General features: G+C 72.8%; 20 protein-coding genes. 11 read left to right on the top strand and 9 right to left on the bottom strand.

Translation table 11 applies throughout. The annotated features are described in order from the left end of the window. The first annotated feature begins 99 nt into the window (after nucleotides 1-99). Together AB0F52_RS37760 and AB0F52_RS37755 are read left to right on the top strand one after the other, a co-directional pair. On the top strand, nucleotides 100-372 hold the full coding sequence (locus tag AB0F52_RS37760) for a hypothetical protein (RefSeq protein ID WP_360181375.1): 273 nt from the start codon (nucleotides 100-102) through the stop codon (nucleotides 370-372). After that, the gene (locus AB0F52_RS37755) at nucleotides 369-1757 is read left to right on the top strand and encodes a serine hydrolase (RefSeq protein WP_360181372.1); all 1389 of its coding nucleotides are present in this window, start codon (nucleotides 369-371) and stop codon (nucleotides 1755-1757) included. Before AB0F52_RS37760 ends, AB0F52_RS37755 begins: the two co-directional genes overlap by 4 nt. Here the strand turns inward: AB0F52_RS37755 and AB0F52_RS37750 are convergent. Together AB0F52_RS37750 and AB0F52_RS37745 are read right to left on the bottom strand one after the other, a co-directional pair. Continuing rightward, nucleotides 1661-2899, bottom strand: a complete 1239-nt coding sequence (locus AB0F52_RS37750; protein WP_360181369.1) for an MFS transporter — start codon at nucleotides 2897-2899, stop codon at nucleotides 1661-1663. The genes AB0F52_RS37755 and AB0F52_RS37750 overlap by 97 nt on opposite strands. Beyond that, complete coding sequence (locus AB0F52_RS37745) at nucleotides 2896-3483, bottom strand: helix-turn-helix domain-containing protein (protein WP_103342659.1); 588 nt, start codon at nucleotides 3481-3483, stop codon at nucleotides 2896-2898. The genes AB0F52_RS37750 and AB0F52_RS37745 overlap by 4 nt, the downstream gene beginning before the upstream one ends. 146 nt (nucleotides 3484-3629) lie before the next feature. Between AB0F52_RS37745 and AB0F52_RS37740 the strand changes: the two genes are divergently transcribed. Continuing rightward, entirely contained in the window at nucleotides 3630-4106 is a 477-nt protein-coding gene (locus tag AB0F52_RS37740) for a MarR family transcriptional regulator (RefSeq protein WP_360181366.1), read from the top strand. Between the two features lie 153 nt (nucleotides 4107-4259). Further along, the gene (locus AB0F52_RS37735; RefSeq protein WP_360181363.1) at nucleotides 4260-5891 is read left to right on the top strand and encodes an ABC-F family ATP-binding cassette domain-containing protein; all 1632 of its coding nucleotides are present in this window, start codon (nucleotides 4260-4262) and stop codon (nucleotides 5889-5891) included. Between the two features lie 50 nt (nucleotides 5892-5941). On the opposite strand, the gene mshC is transcribed toward AB0F52_RS37735, so the two are convergent. Next, nucleotides 5942-7180 (bottom strand): cysteine--1-D-myo-inosityl 2-amino-2-deoxy-alpha-D-glucopyranoside ligase, encoded by a 1239-nt coding sequence (mshC, locus tag AB0F52_RS37730; RefSeq protein WP_360181360.1) that lies wholly within the window; start codon nucleotides 7178-7180, stop codon nucleotides 5942-5944. A 24-nt stretch (nucleotides 7181-7204) separates the two neighbouring features. Further along, a complete protein-coding gene (locus AB0F52_RS37725) occupies nucleotides 7205-7981 on the bottom strand; it encodes a MerR family transcriptional regulator (protein ID WP_360181357.1) in 777 nt (258 codons plus the stop codon). A 54-nt stretch (nucleotides 7982-8035) separates the two neighbouring features. Here AB0F52_RS37725 and AB0F52_RS37720 point away from each other — a divergent pair, with 54 nt between their 5' ends. Together AB0F52_RS37720 and AB0F52_RS37715 are read left to right on the top strand one after the other, a co-directional pair. Beyond that, nucleotides 8036-9304: an amidohydrolase family protein gene (locus AB0F52_RS37720; protein WP_360181354.1), complete on the top strand. Its 1269-nt coding sequence runs from the start codon at nucleotides 8036-8038 to the stop codon at nucleotides 9302-9304. Further along, entirely contained in the window at nucleotides 9301-9648 is a 348-nt protein-coding gene (locus AB0F52_RS37715) for a hypothetical protein (protein WP_360181351.1), read from the top strand. The genes AB0F52_RS37720 and AB0F52_RS37715 overlap by 4 nt, the downstream gene beginning before the upstream one ends. A gap of 31 nt (nucleotides 9649-9679) precedes the next feature. On the opposite strand, the gene AB0F52_RS37710 is transcribed toward AB0F52_RS37715, so the two are convergent. Together AB0F52_RS37710 and AB0F52_RS37705 are read right to left on the bottom strand one after the other, a co-directional pair. Further along, a complete protein-coding gene (locus tag AB0F52_RS37710) occupies nucleotides 9680-11641 on the bottom strand; it encodes a VWA domain-containing protein (RefSeq protein WP_360181348.1) in 1962 nt (653 codons plus the stop codon). Then, nucleotides 11638-13035: an ATP-binding protein gene (locus AB0F52_RS37705; protein WP_360181345.1), complete on the bottom strand. Its 1398-nt coding sequence runs from the start codon at nucleotides 13033-13035 to the stop codon at nucleotides 11638-11640. The genes AB0F52_RS37710 and AB0F52_RS37705 overlap by 4 nt, the downstream gene beginning before the upstream one ends. A gap of 100 nt (nucleotides 13036-13135) precedes the next feature. Between AB0F52_RS37705 and AB0F52_RS37700 the strand changes: the two genes are divergently transcribed. Both AB0F52_RS37700 and AB0F52_RS37695 read left to right on the top strand, forming a co-directional pair. Continuing rightward, nucleotides 13136-13933, top strand: a complete 798-nt coding sequence (locus AB0F52_RS37700; RefSeq protein WP_360181342.1) for a hypothetical protein — start codon at nucleotides 13136-13138, stop codon at nucleotides 13931-13933. Between the two features lie 11 nt (nucleotides 13934-13944). Continuing rightward, a complete protein-coding gene (locus AB0F52_RS37695) occupies nucleotides 13945-14715 on the top strand; it encodes a methyltransferase (protein WP_360181339.1) in 771 nt (256 codons plus the stop codon). Here AB0F52_RS37695 and AB0F52_RS37690 read toward each other — a convergent pair. Continuing rightward, nucleotides 14712-15755, bottom strand: a complete 1044-nt coding sequence (locus AB0F52_RS37690; protein WP_360181701.1) for a ferrochelatase — start codon at nucleotides 15753-15755, stop codon at nucleotides 14712-14714. The genes AB0F52_RS37695 and AB0F52_RS37690 overlap by 4 nt on opposite strands. Before the next feature lie 87 nt (nucleotides 15756-15842). Here AB0F52_RS37690 and AB0F52_RS37685 point away from each other — a divergent pair, with 87 nt between their 5' ends. Beyond that, on the top strand, nucleotides 15843-16427 hold the full coding sequence (locus AB0F52_RS37685) for a TetR/AcrR family transcriptional regulator (protein ID WP_360181336.1): 585 nt from the start codon (nucleotides 15843-15845) through the stop codon (nucleotides 16425-16427). A gap of 73 nt (nucleotides 16428-16500) precedes the next feature. Further along, entirely contained in the window at nucleotides 16501-17661 is a 1161-nt protein-coding gene (locus tag AB0F52_RS37680; RefSeq protein WP_360181333.1) for a Cmx/CmrA family chloramphenicol efflux MFS transporter, read from the top strand. 3 nt (nucleotides 17662-17664) lie between these two features. Here AB0F52_RS37680 and fabI read toward each other — a convergent pair whose 3' ends face one another. After that, the gene (gene fabI / locus AB0F52_RS37675; RefSeq protein WP_013226770.1) at nucleotides 17665-18432 is read right to left on the bottom strand and encodes an enoyl-ACP reductase FabI; all 768 of its coding nucleotides are present in this window, start codon (nucleotides 18430-18432) and stop codon (nucleotides 17665-17667) included. Between the two features lie 36 nt (nucleotides 18433-18468). Next, a complete protein-coding gene (locus AB0F52_RS37670; RefSeq protein ID WP_360181330.1) occupies nucleotides 18469-19173 on the bottom strand; it encodes a beta-ketoacyl-ACP reductase in 705 nt (234 codons plus the stop codon). 320 nt (nucleotides 19174-19493) lie between these two features. Between AB0F52_RS37670 and AB0F52_RS37665 the strand changes: the two genes are divergently transcribed. Then, nucleotides 19494-20822, top strand: coding sequence for an MFS transporter (locus AB0F52_RS37665; protein WP_360181327.1), 1329 nt, complete (start codon nucleotides 19494-19496; stop codon nucleotides 20820-20822). The last annotated feature ends 5 nt before the right edge of the window (nucleotides 20823-20827 follow it).

The raw sequence follows: 20827 nt of genomic DNA, 5'->3' as shown, positions 1-20827 counted from the left end.
CAACGACAGTTGCGTTCATCCACAGTCCTGTTGCAATGATTCGCTGGTCGAGTCGGGATCTTCTTTGAGTCATAGTGAAACGCAACGTAGCTTTTCCGCATGACGAAAGCCAAGACGCACGTACTGGCCATCTCGGCCGTGTCGGACGGAAGCAAGTTCTGGAACGGCTTGAAGAAGGCCCACGGCCGGCTTCCGCCGGGCGCGGTGTGGCAGCTGGCGGTCGCGAGCACGGACGGCACCCGGGCGGTGAACGTCATCGCCCACGACTCCGCCGACGCCGTCCGGGAGTTCTTCGAGACCCACGCCGGCGCCCACGCCACGACGGAGTACTTCGAAGCGGACGCCGCGAACGCCGTGGGGCTCCGCCGATGACGATCCGGGATCGGGTCTCGGCGCTGCTGGCCGAGTACGGCATCCCGAGCGCCGCGGTCGGCGTGCTCCGCGACGGCGGGATCTCCGAGTTCGCCGTCGGCGTCAAGGACGTCGAAACCGCCGAACCGGCGACGACGGACACGGTCTACCAGTGCGGTTCGATGACGAAGACGTGGACCGCCCTGGCCTTCCTGCAGCTGGTCGACGAGGGCACGGCGGATCTGGACGAGCCGATCCGGACCTACCTGCCCGGGTTCGCGGTGGCCGATCCGGAAACGACCGCGAAGGTGACCGCGCGGCACCTGCTCAACCACACCAACGGCATCGAAGAAGCCTTCGGCGACCCCGGCGAAGACGACGACATCTACGAGCGCATGGTCGGGAACATCGCCGACGCACCGCAGGTCTTCCCGCTGGGCCACACCCACGGCTACAGCGCGGCGCTCGGTTACGCGGTCCTCGCGCGGATCGTGGAGGTCCTCGACGGCAAGCGCTGGGACGACGTCCTGCGGGACCGGCTCTTCACGCCCCTGGGCCTGACCGGCACGAACAGCCGCCGCGAACAGGTGGACGAAACGCGGGCCGCGACCGGGCACCTGCTCCGTTCCCGGGCCGAGGGTCCCATCGTCACGCCGATGCCCTACCTCCCCCGGGAGTTCGGCCCCGGCGGCGGCATCACCTCGACGGTCCGCGACGTGCTCACGATGGCGCACGTCCTGCTCCACGCCGGTCTCGCGCCGGACGGCAGGCGGATCGTGTCGGCCGCGAGCGTCCGGGAGATGCTGCGGTCGCGGGTGCCGGTCCCGGATCCGTACCTGTTCGGGCCGGAGTGGGCCCTCGGCCTGATCGTCGGCGACTGGCACGGCGAAACCGTCTACGCCACCGACGGCAGCACGATCGGCCAGAACGCCCGGCTGCGGATCCTGCCGGACTCGAACACCGCCGTCGCCGTGCTGACCAACGGTGGCCCGCGGGAAAGCTTCGCGCGCAAGGTGTTCACCGAGATCGTGGGCGACCTCGGCACGGTCGTCCCGCCGGAGCTGCCGGAGCCGGACCCGGCCCTGCGGCTCGATCTGCCGAGGTACGAGGGGGTCTACGAGCGGCCCGGCGCCCGGTACGAGGTGTCCGCCGAAGGTGGCGCCCTGCACGTGACGCTGGACCTCGACCCGATGCAGGCGGAATTCCTGGGCAAGCCCGCCCGCCTGAGGTACGAGCTGCTTCCGGTGAGCCGGACGCACTTCCTCATGCCCTCGGCTGATCCGCTGGAGGACACCCAGACGGTGGCGATCTACGACTTCACCGAGGGGACGGCCCGGTTCCTCCACACCAACTGCCGGGTCCACCCCCGGCGCGGGAGCAGCATCAGCAGCCCGGCGACGACGTAGACGCCGGCCTGGACGTTCAGCAGCACCGCCGCCCCGGTCGTCGCCACCAGCGCCCCGGCGAGCAGCGCACCGACCGTCGTGAAAGTCGCCATCGCGGCGAACGTCGTGCTCAGCACGCGCCCGGCCCGCTCGGGGGTGACCGCGCGCTGGATCTCCGAGAGCGTTCCGGCGCCGACGGCCACGCCCGGGGCACCCGCCAGGGCGAACAGCCCGGCGTACACCCCCAGCGCCGTCGTCACCGGGGCCAGGTTCCAGATCACCGCGGACAGCAGGCCCAGCCCGAGTGCACCCCAGCCGAGCAGGGCGACCGGCGCGACCCGCCGGGCCACGGTGGCGACGGCGAACCCGGCGGCCAGCCCGCCGATCGCCTGCACCCCGCGCAGCAGGCCCGCGTCGGCTTCGCTGCCGCCCAGGACGTCCAGCACGTAGACCACGAACAGCACCAGGAACATGCCCTGGGCCAAGGAGGTGAGCACGAGCGCGAGGCCGGGCCGCGCGAGCCGCCGGTTGTGCGTCAGTTCGCGCAGGCCGTCCAGCCAGGCCCGCACCACCGGTTCCCGCACGGCCGCCGGCGCGGGCGCGGCGACCCGGCGGAACGGCCTGGCCAGCAGGGCCGCGGCGACCACGAGGACGGCCAGGTAGCCGGTGATGACGTCGGTGAGCCCGCCGAAGCCCAGCAGGGCACCGCCGGCCCAGCCGCCGGCCAGCCGGGCGACGCTGCCGTTCACGCTCATCAGCCCGTTCGCCGCGGTCACCTCCGCGACACCGACGAGTTCCGGCACGAGTGCGTTGCGCGCGGGTTCGAACACCGACGCGCACGCCGCCTGGGCGGCCATCACCGCGTACACCACGGTGACGCCGGGCTCGGCCAGGAGCGGAAGGGCCACGACGGCGAGCCCGCAGCAGACGCCGAACAGCACCGCGCGGCGGTTCCACCGGTCCGCGACGACGCCGGCCACCGGGCTCAGCAGCACCGTGGGCAGCAGGCCGAGCACGATGCTCAGCGCCGTCGTCGCGGCGGAGCCGGTGCGCTGGAAGACGTAGATCGGCAACGCCACCTGCAGCATCCACTCGGCCGTCTCCCCGAAGAACGCGGCCACCCACAGCCGGGCGAACGCCGGTACCCCCAGCAGCTGCTTCATTCCTCCGCCTTCCCCGAGTGTTCGATGCGCGGGAACGCCCGGAGGCTGACGTGCACCGGGCGCGCGTTCGCCGGGGCGTCCGGCCGGATCGCGCCGACGTAGGGCCGGACCAGCGCGTCGATCGCGTCGCCGAGCCGGGTCAGCTCTTCCGGCGTGACGCGCAGCGTGTACGTCGAGAGCCCGGACGCCGCGACCCAGGCCGGGTCGAGGTCATCGAGGGAATCCAGGTAGCGCTGGGTCAGTTCCTGCTCGTGGCCGAGGCTCGCGCCCACGACGCCCAGCTGGGCGGCCCGGCGGGCCGGGTCGTCGGCGAACTGGCCGATGTCCAGCCCGACCTGCCGGGCACGCCACGGGCGTTCCCGGCCGTCCTCGGCATCGGCCCGCTCGACCAGGCCGTACTGGGCGAGCTGCCGCAGGTGCCAGCTGCAGTTGGACGCCGTGGAGCCGACCGCCTCCGCGCACTCGCTCGCGGTGCGCGGGCCGACGGCGGTGAGGTGGTTCAGCAGCGCCGAGCGGAGCGGGTGGGCCAGCGCGCGCAGCAGCTCGACGTCTTCGATCCGCTTGCGCGGCGGCAGCTCGGCCATCGGTCGTCCCATCTGAAAGAATCATTTCGAAAGTCTTCTTTCATAGTTGGTCCCGCTTGCGGGTTTGTCAACCGGCTCCGCTATCGTTCGCGGGGCAGTGACTGCACGAAGCAGTGATTGAGCTGTGACCCGACCTTGGATGGACGTTGCCCGACCAGCGCGAACTCGCCACCGCCGCCGCTCTCGCCCTCCCCCGCTTCGTGGGCTCGACCGCGCTCTTCCACGCGGCGGTCGCCGAGCGGATGGCCGTCACCCCGACCGAGCTGCACTGCCTGCACCTGCTCCACGGCCGGGTCAGCGACTCCCCGACCGAGCTCGCCCGGCTGCTGGGGATGAGCACGGGCGCGTTCACCCGGCTGCTCGACCGGATGGAACGGCACCGGCTCGCCGAGCGCGCCCCCGATCCCGCCGACCGGCGCCGGCTCGTGGTGCGACCACTCCCCGACCGGATGGCCGAGCTCGCCGAGCTGTACGCGCCGATGGCCCGGTTCGTCGGCGAACGCCTCGCCCGCTTCGACCGCCGCCAGCTGACCGCGTTGCTGGCGTTCCTCACCGACGGCACCGCGGCGGCCGAACGGTCGACGGCGGGCCTGCCGGATGTGACCCAGGCCATAACCGGTTGACTAACTCTACTGCTGTTGCGTTAACCTGGTGCCACTATGAGGAACTGAACCGCGCCCATCCCGCCTGAGGCGGCACCGGTCGAGCCGACGCTCCCGCGTGCCACGACGCCCGGCTGGGATATCCGCTTTCTCCCCAGGGCTCGGTGAGCGCACATGTCCACCCTTTTTCCGGTGCAGGCCAAGGACGTCGTCTTCGGCTACGGCACCCGCCTCGTCCTCGACGGCGTTTCCCTCACCGCGTCGGCCGGGCAGCGGCTCGGCCTGGTCGGCGAGAACGGCACCGGCAAGTCCACCCTGCTGCGCCTGCTCGCCGGGCTCGAGGAACCACGCTCCGGCGAAGTGCTCCGCGGCCCGGACGTCGGGTTCCTGCTGCAGGAACTGCCGTATCCGATGGACGCCACCTTCGCCGACGTGCTCGACGGCGCGCTCGCCGAGATCCGGGCCGCCGCGGCCCGCCTCGACGAGCTGACCGCGGCCATGACCGACCGGCCCGACGACCGGGATGTGCTCGAGGAGTACGGCCGGGTGCTGGAGTGGGCCCAGGCCCACGACCTCTGGGACGCCGACCGCCGCGCCAAGCTCGTCTGCGACGGGCTCGGCCTCGGCGGCGTCGCCCCGGACCGGCGGCTCGGCACGCTGTCGGGCGGGCAGCGCTCGCGGCTCGGCCTGGCCGCGCTGCTGATCCGGCAACCGGAGACGCTCCTGCTCGACGAGCCGACCAACCACCTCGACGACTCCGCGATGGCGTTCCTGGAACGGCACCTCACCGAGCTCACCGGGATCGTGGTGCTGTCCTCGCACGATCGGGTGTTCCTCGACGCCGTCTGCACCGACATCGTCGACCTCGACCCGGCCGCGGCCGACCGGCAGGCCGGCGGCGCGGTCCGCTACGGCGGCAGCTATCGCGACTACCTCGGCCACAAGAAGGCCGAGCGGGCGCGGTGGGAGCAGCGTTACGCCGAGGAACAGGAGGAACTGAAGGAGCTGCGGGAAACCGTCGCGGTCACGGCGCGCAACGTCGCCTACGGCCGCGCCCCGCGCGACAACGACAAGTTCATCCACGCCTTCAAGGGCGCCCGCGTCCAGAAGACCATCTCGCGGCGGGTGCGCGACGCCGAGCAGCGCCTGGAGAACCTGGAACGCGACCAGGTGCGCAAACCGCCGGCGCCGTTGCGGTTCAAGGCGGAACTCACCGGGCGCGCGGCCGGCGACGGCCCGGCGATCTCGGTGCGCTCGCTCGAAGTGCCGGGCCGGTTGTCGCTGCCACGGCTGGACGTCGGTGGTTCGGCCCGGCTGCTCGTCACCGGCGGGCACGGCGCCGGGAAGTCGACGCTGCTGTCGGTACTGGCCGGCCGGCTCGCACCCGCGGCCGGGACCGTCCACTTCGGACATGGCGTGCGGATCGGGTTGCTGGAGCAGGACGTCGTGTTCGCCGAGCCGGAACGGAACGCGGCCCGGGTGTACCGGGACGCGCTCGGCGAGGACGCTCCCCCGCTGAGCCGGCTGGGCCTGCTGGCGTCGCGGGATCTGCGCCAGCCGGTGGGGGCGCTGTCGGTCGGTCAGCGGCGGCGGCTGGCGCTGGCGATCCTGCTCGCCGAACCGCCGGACGTGCTCCTGCTGGACGAGCCGACGAACCACATTTCGCTGACCCTGGCGGAAGAACTGTTCGCGGCACTGGAGACGGCCCCGGGCGCCGTCGTCATCGCGTCCCACGACCGGTGGCTGCGCCGGGATTGGGCGGGTGACCGGCTGGAGCTTGCCGCCGGCCGTCCCGCGGCCGGGTAGGTCGTTATCCACGCGAAGGGCCCGGCGCACTACCGGGCCCTTCGCCGTGCTCAGAGCGCGATGCCGAGAAGGGCGTCGACGGCGTCGCGGATCAGGCCGGGGGCCGCCGGGTCGGGGCCGTCGCGGCGCAGGGCCTCGTTCGCCCACGCGTCGATCGCCGCGAGGGCCTTCGGCGTGTCGAGGTCGTCGGACAGGTGGTCGCGCAGCCGCGTGACGGTGTCCTCCGCGGCCGGGCCCGTTGCCAGCGAAACGGCCTCCCGCCAGCGCGCGAGCCGGGTTTCGGCGTCGGCCAGCAGCCGGTCCGTCCAAGGGCGGTCGTCGCGGTAGTGACCGGCGAACAGCGCCAGCCGGATCGCACCCGGGTCGACCTTGTCGGCGCGCAGCCGGGAGACGAACACGAGGTTCCCGCGCGACTTCGACATCTTCTCGCCGTCGAGGCCGATCATCCCGGCGTGCACGTAGTGGCGGGCGAACTGACCGTCCTTGGCGACGGCTTCGGCGTGCGCCGCGCTGTACTCGTGGTGCGGGAAGATCAGGTCCGAGCCGCCGCCCTGGAGGTCGAACCCGAGGCCCAGCCGGTTGACCGCGATCGCGCTGCACTCGATGTGCCAGCCCGGGCGGCCCGCGCCCAGCTCGGACTCCCACGACGGCTCGCCCTCGCGGGCCACGCGCCACAGCAGGGCGTCCAGCGGGTGGCGCTTGCCGGCCCGGTCGGGGTCGCCGCCGCGCTCGGCGAAGAACTTCGCCATCGTTTCGGCGTCGTAGTTCGACTCGTAGCCGAACTTCCCGGTCGCCGTGTGGTCGAAGTAGACGTCGGGGAACTCCGGGTCGTCCGCGCGGTAGGCGCTGCCGTTGGCCAGCAGCTTGGCGATGACCTCGACGATCTCCGGGATGCTCTCGACGGCGCCGACGAACTGCCGCGGGGGGACCACCCGCAGCGCGGTCATGTCCTCGCGGAACAGCGCCGTCTCCCGCATGCCCAGCACGACCCAGTCGTCCTGGTCGCGCTGCGCGCGCTCCAGCAGCGGCTCGTCGATGTCCGTGACGTTCTGCACGTAGTGGACGTCGTGCCCGTTGTCCCGCCAGACGCGGTTCACCAGGTCGAAGGCGAGGTAGGTCGCGGCGTGCCCCAGGTGCGTCGCGTCGTAGGGCGTGATGCCGCAGACGTACATCCGGGCGGTGGCGCCGGGCGCGGTCGGGCGGATCTGCCCGGTGGCCGTGTCGTGGAGCCGCAGCGGGCGGGGGGTGCCGGGGATGCGGGGCACGTCGACCGATGACCAAGTCTGCATACCCCGACTGTAATTGCCGGGCCGTCAGGCCTTCCCGAGCGGTGGGACGAGCCGTACTCGCGCGTAGGCTTCGATGGCGCGCGCGAGCCACGCCGGCAGCTCCGGATCGGCCCGCTCGGCCAGCTCCCGTTGCCGGGGATCGTTCAGGTACAGCCCGCCCATCGCGGCGTAGGCGGGGGCGGTCGGCTGCCAGAAGTGGCTCACGGACTCGTGGTGCTCGGCGACGGCGTCGAGCGCGGCGGGGTCTTCCGGCGCGGCGCCGGAGCGCATGACGGCGGCCAGCCGCCGGAACAGCGCGGCGCTGCGGGCGGCGGCGTGCTCGTAGTCCGCGGCGGTGAGCCCGGCCTGGGCGGCCTGGGCGGTGTCGAAGGCCACCGCGGCACCTTCGCCGAACGTCTCGCGGTAGCTCTGCCGCATGGCGGCGCCGTCCTTCCGCAGCCCGGCGAAGAACCGGTCCGGGTCGTCGATCCGGGCGTGGGCGAGATCGGCGATCGTCTCCTCGACGGTGGCGATGACGCGGTCGAGGCGGCGCCGCTCCTGCTCGAGCTGGGCCAGGTGCCCGCGCAGCGCGGCCGTCTCGTCGGCCTGGTCGCCCAGCACGGCCCCGATCTCGGCCAGGCCGAGGCCGAGCCGCCGCAGCAGCAGGATGCGCTGCAGGCGCAGCAGTTCGGGTCGCCCGTACCAGCGGTAGCCGTTCGCGGCCACCGACGACGGCGTGAGCAGGCCGATCGCGTCGTAGTGGCGGAGCATCCGCGCCGAGACGCCGGACGCCTTCGCGACCTGGCTGATCGAGTACCGCATGCCACCAGCTTAGAAGTTGACCTTCACACGGTGTCAACTTCTACCGTGACGCTCGTGACCACGACCATCACCGGCGCCCGCGTCTTCGACGGCGAGCGCCGCACCGACCACACCGCCGTCCGGCTCACCGGCGGCCGCATCGCCGCGATCGGCGACGACACCCTGCTCCGCCCCGGCGACGAGCACGTCGACGCCCGCGGCGGCACCCTGCTGCCCGGGCTGATCGACGCCCACGTGCACCTGCTGCCCGGCGCGCCCCGGCAGGCCCTCACCTTCGGCGTCACGACCGTGCTCGACATGTTCAGCAAGCCGGACACGGTCCGGGAAGCCCTGGCCCGCGCCGCCGGGCCGGACTGCGCCGGCGTGCGGTCCTCGAGCGTCGGGGCCACGGCACCGGGCGGGCACCCGAGCATGATGTACGCGCCGTTCCCGACCGTGACCGGACCGCGGGACGCCGCGCGGTTCGTCGCCGACCGCGTCGCCGAAGGCGCGGCGCACCTGAAGGTGCTCTACGACGACGGCACCGGCGGCGGCCCGATGCCGATGCCGTCGCTGGACGTGCCGACGGTCGCCGCGCTGACCGAAGCCGCGCACGCGGCCGGCCTGGTCGTCGCCGCGCACGTGTCCACCGCCCGCGGAGCGATGGATTTGCTGCCCACCGGGGTCGACGTGCTCGCGCACGTCCCGTTCGACGCGCTCACCGGCCGGCAGGCCGAGGCGATCGCCGCGGCGGGCGTCGCGGTGATCTCGACGCTGTCGGTGGCCGACGGCTTCCCCGGCGACGGCGGGCTGCTCGGGGAACCCGCCCTCGTGCCCCGCCTGGGTCCGGCGTGGTGCACGGTCCTCTCGCGGCAAGCGCAGCGGTGGCTGCCGCCGCAGCTGCCGGACTTCGCGGCCGCGCGGGCCAACGCCCGGCTGCTGCTCGAGGCCGGCGTACCGGTGCTGGCCGGGACGGACGCGCCCAACCCGGGCACCGTCCACGGCGCGAGCCTGCATCGCGAGCTGGGGCACCTGGTGACGGCGGGGTTCTCGCCGTCGGCGGCGCTCACCGCCGCGACCGCGCGCCCCGCCGACGTGTTCCGGCTGGCCGATCGCGGCCGGATCCGGACGGGGCTGCGCGCCGACCTCGTCCTCGTCGACGGGCGCCCGGACGAGGACGTCGCGGCGACGCAGCAGGTCACGGCCGTCTGGAAGCGGGGAGTCCGGGCGGACTTGACGGGCTACGTCGGCTCAGCGGACGAGCAGGCCGGTCTGGCCGCCTTGCGAACCCAGACCGAACAGGTCATCGCCGCCGTCCGCGACCGGCTGGGCGTGGAGCTGTGAGCCCGGTCGAGGTCCGGCGCGAGGAGGACGGCGAGCTCCTCGGCCACCTCCGGCTCGCCGCAGCTGGCTGGGAGCCGGTCACGGTGTTCCACGGAGTGCTGGCCGCGCCGTCCGGGCGTGACGAGGCCGAGGAGGTGGTCCGCCGCGACGGCCTGTCGAGCCTGGCCGAACCGTGGTGGGCCGAGGAGGCGCCGGGCCGGTGGACCGAGGTCCGCATCCAGGAAGCGCACCCGGACCGGCTGCGGGTGCGGTGGGCCGACCCGCTGGCCGAGCAGCCCGTGCCCGGCCGGTGGATCGACCCGCGGGCGGTGCGCCTCCGGCGGTACCACCCCGGACGTCCGTGAGCGGGTGCTCCCGCGGGAGCACCCGCTCACGTCACCGCCGCGTGCGCAGGTAGTCGCCCACCACCGCCGCGCCGAGCCCGTCGAGGTCCGGGGCGATCACCCGGCCGCCCGAGCGGCGGGCGATCAGGTCCACGAACGACGTCAGCCGCGGGTCGTCGCCGAGGCGGAACACCGAAATCGACGCACCCAGCTTCGCCAGGCGGTCCACTTCGGACAGTGTCTTGAGGAGGGTCCGGGGCTGGGGCGGGTAGTCGAAGACCGCCTCGCCGTCGGGTTCCAGGTGGGCCGTCGGCTCGCCGTCGGTGACCATCAGGACCACCGGCTGGGCGTCCGGGTGCCGCCGCAGGTGCTGCCCGGCGAGCAGCAGCCCGTGGTGGGCGTTGGTGCCCTGCTCCCACGCCCCCTCCAGGCCGACCAGCTCCGGCAGCTCCACCGACTGCGCGTAGCGGCCGAACGTGATCAGCTGCAGGGCGTCGTTGCGGAAGCGGGTGCTGATCAGCTGGTGCAGCGCGAGCGCGGTGCGCTTCATCGGCAGCCAGCGGTCTTCCTGCACCATCGACCACGACGTGTCGACCAGCAGCGCCACCGCCGCGCGGGACCGGTGCTCGGTCTCGACCACTTCGACGTCCTCGACGTCGAGGCGCACCTGCCGCTCCCCCACCGACACCGAACGCAGCACGGCGTTGCGGATGGTCCGCGGCACGTCCCAGGGCTGCATGTCCCCGAACCGCCACGGCCGCGACGCGCCGGTGGGCTCGCCGGCCGCGCCCGCCGACTCGGTCTCGCGCTCACCGGTCTTGCCGCGCAGCGCGTTCACGATGTCGGACAGCGCTGTCTCGCCGAGGCGCCGCAACGCCTTGGGCGACAACCGGAGCGAGCCGTCGGCGGCGCGCTCGAACAGGCCCTGGCGACGCAGTTCGCGCTCCAGCTCGGCCAGCCGCCGGGCGTCGACGCCCGCGTCCTTGCCGAGCTGGGCCTCCAGGGCCTCCAGGTCGATGTCCTCCAGCCGCGCGCCGGGGTAGGACTGGCCCAGCTGCTCGGCCAGCGCGTCCAGTTCCGCGAGATCCTGCATGGCCTGGGCGCCTTCGCCCATGCCCAGCGGGTTGTTGCCGCGAAAGCGCGCCGAGCCGGTCCAGTCCTCGCCCGGGCGCGCCGCCCGGAGCTGACTGTCCAATTGGGACAGCTGCTGCGCCAGCCGCGGGTCGCCGAACGCCTGCTGGGTCAGCTCGGCGAGTTCCGCGCGCTGCTCGGCCGACATCGAGTTGAGCATGCGCTGCGCGGCCGCCGACCGCTCGGCCAGCGCGTCGATCAGCTCCTCGACGTTCCGCGGGTTCTCGGGGAAGAACTCGCCGTGCTTGCCCATGAAGTCTTCGAAGCGCTGCTGGATGTCCTCGGCGCCCCGGGCGTGTGCCGCGAGGAGGTCGTTGAGGTCGGAGAGCATCTCGTTGATCCGCTCGACGTCCTCGGGCCCGGCGTTCTGCAGCGCCTGCTTCATGCCCTGGAACCGGGACTCCATCAGCTCCTGGCCGAGCAGGTCCCGGATCTGCTGGTAGCTTTCCCGGCCCTGTTCGGAGCGCCAGTCGTAGTTCGCCAGCTCGTTGACGGCCGCGGCCGTGCCCGGCGGCAGCGCGTCGAGCTGGGCCTCCCGGAACCGGGCGTCGTCGTCCGGGTCCGGGAACAGCTCGCGCCGCTCGGCGTCGAGGGCCTCCTGCAGCAGGCGCTGGACCTCCTGGAGGGTGCCGTCGAGGTTGTTGCGCCGCTGGATCTGCGAGCGGCGCTGCCAGAGCCGCCGGGTCAGCTCGTCGAGGCCCGCGGTGCGCTCGGTGCCGCGCCGGAGCATCTCCTCCAGCGCGGCCCGCGGCGAGGCCCCGGCCATGACGTCGCGGCCGATCTCGTCGAGCGCGTCGCGCAGGTCGGCCGGCGGCGCCAGGGGGTCCGGCCCGTCGTGCCACGGGCCGTAGGAGTAGCCGTCGGGAAGCGGGACCGCGGTCATCGGCCGTAGACGGTCGTCGTGTCGTCGGAGTCCTTGGCGAGCCTTCGCGACAGGAACAGCGATTCGAGGGCCAGTTCGACGGCGGCCGCGATCCGGCCGGCGGGCTCGTCGGCGGAGACCCCGGCGCGCCGGGCGACCTCGTGCAGCACCGGCAGCTCCGGCAGGGCTTCCAGGACGTCCTTGCCCGGCACCCGCTCGCCGGTGGACACCAGGTGGCCGTCGGCGACCGCGTCGGCCAGCGGCCGCAGGTCGAGACCGGCGAACCGGTCGCGCGCGGTCTCGGCGATCGCCAGGCGCAGCAGGTGCACCAGGTGCTCGATCTCGCGGCCCTCTTCGCCGGGCTCGAACTCGATCTTGCCGCGCAGCACCGACGGCACGGCGTCGAGGTCGACCGGGCGGGCCACCGCGGGCTCCTCCCCCGTCAGCGCCGAGCGCCGCAGGGCCGCGGCCGCCACGGTCTCCGCCGCGGCGACGGCGAACCGGGCCGACACGCCGGAGCGCTGGTCGATCACCGTCGACTCGCGGAGGTTCCGGACGAACCGGGCGAGCACCTCCAGCAGCGGCTCGCCGACTTCGGCGACGAGGTTCGCCTCCTGCCGGACGACGGCGATCTCCGATTCGACGTCGAGCGGGTAGTGGGTGCGGATCTCGGCGCCGAAGCGGTCCTTCAGCGGCGTGATGATCCGGCCGCGGTTGGTGTAGTCCTCGGGGTTCGCGGTGGCGACGAGCAGGACGTCCAGGGGCAGCCGCAGCGTGTAGCCGCGGACCTGGATGTCGCGCTCCTCCATCACGTTGAGCAGCGCGACCTGGATACGTTCGGCCAGGTCGGGCAGCTCGTTGATGGCGACGATCCCGCGGTGGGCCCGCGGGACGAGCCCGAAGTGGATCGTCTCCGGGTCGCCGAGGCTGCGGCCTTCGGCGACCTTCACCGGGTCGACGTCGCCGATCAGGTCGCCGACGGAGGTGTCCGGCGTGGCGAGCTTTTCGGTGTAGCGCTCGGAGCGGTGGCGCCAGGCCACCGGCAGGTCGTCGCCGAGCTCGGCGGCCCGCCGGATCGACGCGGGCGTGATCGGCTGCAGCGGGTGTTCGCCCAGCTCGGAGCCCTCGATGACGGGCGTCCACTCGTCGAGCAGGCCGGCGAGGGTGCGCAGCAGGCGGGTCTTGCCCTGGCCGCGTTCGCCGAGCAGGACGACGTCGTGGCCGGCCAGCAGCGCGCGTTCGAGCTGCGGCAGCACGGTGCGGGAGAACCCGACGATGCCGGGCCAGGCGTCCTCGCCGTTCTTGAGGGCGCTCAGCAGGTTGTCGTGGATCTCTTGCGCGATGGGGCGCGGCTCGTACCCGGCCGCGCGCAGGGCCCCGGCGGTGCGGGGAAGAGCGTCTGGAACAGCGTTCACCCGTTCGACGCTACTGCCGGATCGGCGGCCCGTCGACGTGGAGCGGCTCCAGCGTGGGCGCGCACCCGGCATCGCGGGCGAGCCGGTAAAATAGGGTGTCGTGTGCCGTCCCAGTGCGACTTTCGCCGTCTGGTCGAGCGCGTGGCTCAACGGAGCCGCCGCGTCCGACGATGTCCTCGATGCCCTGCTCGCGTGGGGTGAGGCCCACGACGTCGTGGCCGCCGACGCGGCCGCGGCCGACGCCTTCGCGCTCCCGCTGGCCTTCAACCGGGCGGCCACGCCGGTGCAGCTGCTGATGGCGCTGCGTTCGCAAGGAGCGAAATCGCTGCACCTGGTGCTGCCCGTCCCCGGCGACGTGCGCGGTCTCGGCGGCGGCGGCCCGTTCACCGAAGCGGCGTTGCGCGCGGGCGACGCGCTGGTGCTCCCCGACCTCGGGTTCGGCCTGGTGCCGGAGCCGATCGCCGAAGGCCTGGTGCGCTGGACCGTTTGTTCGCTGACGTCACCGACGGCTCCGGAGTACGTCCCGCTCGGCGAGGCCGAGCACGGGCTGACCGACGCGATCCGGGCCAGCGCGGGGGCGTTGCAGACCCTGGACGTGGCCTCCGACCGGCCGGGCGTGCGCGCGGAGCTGTCGGCTCACCTGCGGTCGCGCCCGGACGTCGACTGGCCGGCCGGGACACCCGGGCGCGCGTTGCGGGTGCTGCAGCGGGCCGAGGAGATCGCGGCGATCCTGGCGATCGCGTCTTCGGACGAGCCGGGCGGGGCGTTGTCGGCTTCGGCTTCGACGTTGCGGGCCCAGGCGTTGCGGCCGCTGTCCGACGCGGTCCGGACGGCCCGCTGCGCGGCGGTCGACGAGGCGGTGCGCGCGTTCGCGGAGCAGACGGCCCGCGAAGGCTGAGGTCCCGCGCGATGAGCGACGACACCTGGGCCGCGGTGGCCGGCGATTTCGCCGACGGCGCTTACGCGACAGTGAAGGGGCGCGTGCGCACCTACGTGATGCACCGGCAGCTGCTGGAACACCTGCCCGCCCCGCCGGCCTCGGTGCTCGACGTCGGCGGCGGCGCCGGCCACCAGTCGTTCCCGCTGGCCCACGCCGGCTACGACGTCACCCTGCTCGACTCGTCGGCGGCGATGCTGACCAAAGCCCGCCAGCGGCTGCCGGCGGCCTTGCGGGATCGGGTGACCTTCGTGGAGGCCGACGGCGCGAGCGCCGAAGACGCGGTCGGCGGCCGTCGCTTCGACGCCGTCCTGTGCCACGGCGTGCTCGGCTACCTGGAGCGGCCGGAGCCCGTCCTCGACCAGCTGTGCCGGTGCGCCGCGCCCGGCGGCCTCGTCTCGATCATGACGGGCAACGCCGACGCGGCGGCGGTGCGCCCGGCGATGGAGGGACGCTGGGAGGACGCCTTGGAAGCGTTCGGCGCCCGGACCGAAATCGGGGTGCTGGGCCTGCCGACGCGCGCCGACACGGTGGCGGAACTGAGCGAAGCCCTCCGCGGCCGCGGCGTGGAACCCCTCGAGTGGTACGGAGTCTGGCTGTTCGTCGACTGGCTCGACCTCAGCGGCGCCGGACCGGACCAGGCCGAAGCCGAGCGCGTGGCGGCCGTCGAGTTCGAAGCCGGCCGGCGGGATCCCTACCGCCGGCTCAGCCGCGTTTTCCACCTCGTGGGGCGCCGGACCTAACGGGCGGGGCGCTTCGCCGGTTCGCAGCAGCCGATCGCGCAGGGCGCGCCGTTGACGGTGCAGCCCGCCGCCGGGAACGACGACAGCTTGCGCGCCGGCACCCCGTGCGTGTGCTCGCGGACCAGCTCCACGACCAGCTCCGCGAACCTCGGGTCCGCACCGGCGGTCGCCGCGCGGGCGAAGGCCATCCCGTGCTCCGCCGCGCGTTCCGCGGCCTCGTTGTCCAGGTCCCAGATCACCTCGAGGTGGTCCGACACGAACCCGATCGGCGACACGACCACGCCGCGCACCCCGGCCGCGTGCAGCGCGTCGAGGTGGTCGACGATGTCCGGCTCCAGCCACGGCACCTGCGGCGGCCCGGACCGCGACTGCCACACGACGTCGTACTCCGCGATGCCCGCCTCGGCCGCCACCAGGCGCGCCGCCTCCGCGATCTGCCGCGAGTACCGGCGGCCGCCCTCCGACGGCGGTCCCGAAGCGCGATCCGCGCTCTCCGGCACCGAGTGGGCCGTGAACACCGTGCGGATCCCGGGCTCGTTCCCCAGTGCCGCGTGGGCGGCGCGCACGCCGTCGGCGACCGCCACGACGAACAGCGGGTGGTCGAAGAACTGGCGGATCTTCACCAGTTCCGGGGCGCCCTCGCCGACCGCCGCGCGGGCACGCTCGATGTCCTCGTCGTACTGGCGGCACGCCGAGTAACCGCCGTACGCGCTCGTGGGGAACACCAGGACGCGTTTCGCGCCGTCCGACGTCAGCGTGGCCAAGGTTTCCTCGACCATCGGGTGCCAGTTGCGGTTGCCGAAGTGCACCGGCAGGTCCACCCCGGCCGCCGCGAGCTGCTTCTCGACCGCGGCCATCGCGTCGCGGTTCAGCTCGTTGATCGGCGAGACGCCACCGAAGTGCTGGTAGTGCTCGGCGACCTCCAGGAGCCGCTCGCGCGGCACCCCCCGGCCCCGGGTGACGTTCTCGAGGAACGGCATCACCTCGTCGGGCCCTTCCGGGCCGCCGAACGAAAGCCACAGCAACGCGTCGTATCCCACCCCCGTCATCTTGCCGATGTGGCGGCCCGCACGCTGAGCCGGGCCAGTTATGAATTGATCAGTACAAAACTCTGGTATGGTGCCTTCATGGCCAGGCCACGGGAATTCGACGAAGCCGCCGCCGTCGAGAAGGCGATGCACGCGTTCTGGGAACACGGCTACGAAGCGACGACGACGCAGGATCTGTGCGAAGCGACCGGGCTCGGCCGCAGCAGCGTCTACAACACGTTCACCAGCAAGCGGGCCCTCTTCCGGCGTTCGCTGGCGCACTACACCAGCACCCAGCTGGACAAGCGCCAAGCGATCCTCGACGGCCCGGGCACCGCGGCCGAGCGGCTCGCCGCGGTGCTCGACAGCGCCATCGAGGCCGACCTCGAGGACCGCCGCCGCGGCTGCTTCGTGGTCAACACCCTGGCCGAACTCGGCCTACCGGAGGACGAAGTGGGCGTCGCGCTGCGCAACGACACCGACCGGAACCTGACCATGTTCGCCGAGTGCGTCCGGGAAGGCGCGCTCGACGGCAGTCTCCGGGACGGCCTGGACCCCGCCGAGGTGGCGGAGTTCATGCTCAGCACCACCTCGGGGCTGCGCGTGATGGCTCGCCGCGGCACCAGCCCCGCCAGCATGCACGCCGTCGCCGACATCGCGCTTTCGGCGATCGTCGCCCGCTGACGAGCACGTCCGAAGCGGGCGTTCACGCTGCCACAGTTTTGAACTGATCGATACACAATCCGGAGGAGAACTCATGCCCCTGGCCGTCTTCGTCCTCGGGCTCAGCGTGTTCGCGCTGGGCACGTCCGAGTTCATGATCACCGGCCTGCTTCCCGGCATGGCCGCCGACCTGCACGTGAGCATCCCCGACGCCGGGCTGCTGATCTCGGCGTTCGCCATCGGCATGGTGGTCGGCGCGCCGCTGCTGGCGATCGGCACCCTCCGGCTCCCCCGCCGCCGGACGCTGCTGGCCCTGCTCGTGGTCTTCGTCGCGGCGCACGTCGTCGGCGCCCTCGCCGGGAGCTACGCCGTCCTCTTCGCCACCCGGGTGGTCGCGGCTTTCGCGTGCGCCGGGTTCTGGGCCGTCGCCCTGGCGACGACCATCGCGCTCGTGCCCGCCGCCCGGCGCGGCCGCGCGATGGCGGTCCTGGTCGGCGGCCTCACCGTGGCGAACATCGCCGGGGTGCCCGCGGGGACGTTCCTCGGCCAGCACGCCGGCTGGCGCACGGCGTTCTGGGCCGTGGCGGTGGTGACCGTGGTCGCGGTGGCGGGCGTGGCGCTGCTGGTGCCGGAGACGACCGGTGGCGCGGTGAGCGTCCGCGGCGAACTGCGGCTGTACCGGCGCGGCCGGGTCTGGCTCGCCCTCGGCGTGATCGCGCTGGCACAGGCCATGATCTTCGCCGCGTTCAGCTACCTCGCGCCCCTGCTGACCGAGACCGACGGCCTCTCCGAGGGCTGGGTGCCCGGTGTCCTGGCGCTGTTCGGCGTCGGCGCGCTCATCGGGATCAGCGTGGGTGGCCGGCTCGCCGACCGGCGGCCGTTCGCAACGCTCTACGGCTTTCTCGCGCTCGCGCTGGCCGCGTTGCTCGTACTCGCCCTCACCACCGACGCGGTCGTCGCCGTCGGGGCCGTGCTCGTCTTCGGCGTGGCCGGGTTCGGCGTGAACCCGGCGTTGAACCTCCGCGCCTACCAGGTCGCCGGCGACGCGCCCACGCTCGTGGGCGCCAGCACGACCGCGGCGTTCAACGTCGGCAACACCGCCGGCCCGTGGCTGGGCGGCGTCGCGATCGGCGCCGGGCTCGGCTTCCCGAGCGTCGCCTGGACCGGCATCGCCCTCGGCGTGGCCACGCTGGCCGCGCTCACGGTCGCCGCCGCCGTCCAGCGCGGCGACGACCGCGAGCCGGCCCTCGTGTGAGGCTCAGATCCCGAGGAAGTGGACCCCGCCGTCGACCATGATCATCGAGCCGGTGGTGGCGGGGAGCCAGTCCGAAAGCACCGCGCAGACGCTCTTCGCCACCGGGTCCGGGTCCGTGCTGTCCCAGCCGAGCGGCGCGCGCTCGCCCCAGCCGTCCTCCAGGTCGACGAAGCCCGGGATGGACTTCGCCGCCATCGTCTTCATCGGGCCCGCGCTGACCAGGTTGACGCGGATACCCTGCGGCCCCAGCTCCTTGGCCAGGTACCGGTTGACCGACTCGAGCCCGGCCTTCGCGACGCCCATCCAGTTGTAGACCGGCCACGCGACACGCGCGTCGAAGTCCATGCCGACGTACGACGCGCCGCGCCCCATCAGCGGCAGGCACGCCTTCGCCAGCGACATGTACGAGTACGTCGAGATCTCGATCGCGGTCTTGACGTCTTCGGCGGGCGCGTCGAGGAACGGCGCGCCGAGGCAGGTCTGCGGGGCGAAGCCGATCGAGTGCAGCACACCGTCGAGGCCGTCGACGTGCTCGCGGACCTTGTCGGCCAGGCCGTCGAGGTGCTCTTGGTTGGTGACGTCGAGTTCGATCACCGGCGCCTCTTCGGGCAGCCGCTTCGCGATGCGCTCGACCAGCGACATGCGGCCGAAGCCGGTCAGCACCACCTTCGCCCCCTCCTGCTGCGCGATCTTGGCCGCGTGGAAGGCGAGCGAGGCGTCGGTGATGATGCCGGTGATCAGCAGGCGCTTGCCTTCGAGCAGTCCGGGCACGGGTCCTCCAGGTCTTGGTTCGGGGTGGCGGGGGGGTCAGTGGCCGAGGCCGAGGCCGCCGTCGACGGGCAGTACCGCGCCGTTGACGTAGCCGGCCTCGTCGGAGGCCAGGTAGCGGACGGCGGCGGCGATCTCCGACGGCTCGGCGTACCGGCCGGAGGGCACCTGCGCGAGGATCTCCTTCTTGCGGTCCTCGGGCAGTTCGTCGGTCATGTCCGTGTGGACGAACCCGGGCGCGACGACGTTCGAGGTGATGTTGCGCGAGCCGAGCTCACGGGCCAGCGACCGCGCGAAGCCGACCAGCCCGGCCTTCGACGCGGCGTAGTTGGCCTGGCCGGCCGAGCCGGAGAGGCCGACGACCGAGGAGATGAAGACGAACCGGCCCCACTTGCCGCGCAGCATGCCGCGCGAGGCCCGCTTGGCGACGCGGAAAGCGCCGGTCAGGTTGGCGTTGACGACGCGCTCGAACTGCTCCTCGCTCATCCGCATCAGCAGCGTGTCATCGGTCAGCCCGGCGTTGGACACCAGCACCTCGACCGGCCCCTGGTGCTCCTCGACGAGCTTGAAGGCGGCGTCGACCTGCTCGGAGTCGGTGACGTCCGCCTGGACGCCGAAGAGGCCTTCGGGCGCACCCGAACCACGGTGCGTGACGGCGACCCGGTGCCCCTGCTCGGCGAGGTCCCGGGCGATCGCCAGACCGATGCCCCGGTTGCCCCCGGTGACCAGAACCGACCGTCCCACTGTGTTCTCCCTCTTCTTCGCTGTGCGCTGCTGCCGCGCACGAGGCTATCGGCAGCGCCGCCGGGTCGCGCACCCGCGCCCGGGCTCGCCGGGGCCGTCCTGAACGGCTGTCCGGACTTGCCTCCCGACCTTGCTGGTTACCCGCTGGTTGGTCACCGTGAGTCGCAACACAGCAGGTCGGCGGCGGCATCCGGCGGATCGCCCGGTCGCGGCTGTCCGCGAAGAATGTCACCGTCCTAAGCCCGTGTTAGGAACTGCCTCCCGGCCTTGCCGGGCCCCCGCCGGGTGGTCACCGTGAGTCGCAACACAGGAGGTCGACGATGACAACCCGGCTCAGCGGTGCCGCCACGTACCAGCATGGCAGCGAAAAGCGCGTGATCGGCAACGTGCTGCGCGGCTCGATCGGCAACTTGATCGAGTGGTACGACTGGTACGCCTACGCGGCGTTCACCACCTACTTCGCCAAGTCCTTCTTCCCGACGTCCGACACCACGGCCGCGTTCCTGGGGACCGCGGCCGTGTTCGCCGTCGGGTTCCTCATGCGGCCGCTGGGCGGGTGGATGCTCGGGCGGTTCGCCGACCGGTTCGGCCGCCGCCGCGCGCTGGTGCTCTCGGTGACGCTGATGGCGGGCGGCTCGCTGCTCATCGCCGTCACGCCGAGCTACCACACCATCGGGATCGCCGCGCCGATCCTGCTGCTCACCGCCCGGCTGATCCAGGGCCTCTCGGTCGGCGGCGAGTACTCCACCTCGGCGACCTACCTGTCCGAAGTGGCCACTCCCGGCAAGCGCGGCTTCTACTCGAGCTTCCAGTACGTGACCCTCTACGGCGGCCAGCTGCTGGCGCTGGGTCTCCAGCTGATCCTGCAGGCGCTGCTCACCGAGCAGCAGCTGACGTCCTGGGGCTGGCGGATCGCGTTCGGCGTCGGCACGGTCGCCGCGCTCACCGTGATGTGGCTGCGGCGCGGCATGGACGAGTCCGAGAGCTACCGGCGCGAGGCGGGCGAAGGCCAAGGCGAACGCGGCACGCTGCGCGCGCTGGCGAAGTACCCCAAGGAGATCGCGCTCGTCGTCGGCCTGACCCTCGGCGGCACGGTCGGCTTCTACACCTTCGCCACCTACAGCCAGAAGTTCCTGGAGAACACCGCACACCTCCCCCGGCGGCAGGTCACCATCGTGCTGTTCTGCGCGATCCTGGTCGCCGCGGTCCTGCAGCCGGTGTTCGGGCGCCTGTCCGACCGGATCGGGCGCCGGCCGCTGCTGCTGTTCTTCGGCATCGGCGGCACGCTGCTCACCGTCCCGCTGATGACGATCATGGGCTCGACCCGCAACCCCGTCGGCGCGTTCTTCCTCGTGCTCGCCGGGCTGGTGGTCGTCGCCGGGTACACCTCGATCAACGCCATCGTGAAGGCCGAGCTGTTCCCGACGAAGATCCGCGCCCTGGGTGTCGGGCTGCCCTACGCGCTGACCGTGGCGATCTTCGGCGGCACCGCCGAGCTGATCGCGCAGGCGCTGAAGAGCGCCGGGCACGAACCGGTGTTCTTCTGGTACGTCGCGGGCTGTGTCCTGGTCTCCCTGATCGTCTACGGCACAATGCGGGAAACCTCGAAGACCTCCGAACTGGAAGAGCGCAGGGAAGACGACCACTGACAGGG

The sequence above is a fragment of the Amycolatopsis sp. NPDC024027 genome, assembly GCF_040638975.1.
Classification (GTDB): Bacteria; Actinomycetota; Actinomycetes; order Mycobacteriales; family Pseudonocardiaceae; genus Amycolatopsis.
Note: the sequence above shows the minus strand (reverse complement) of the source record. Positions and strands in the feature narration are given on the sequence as shown.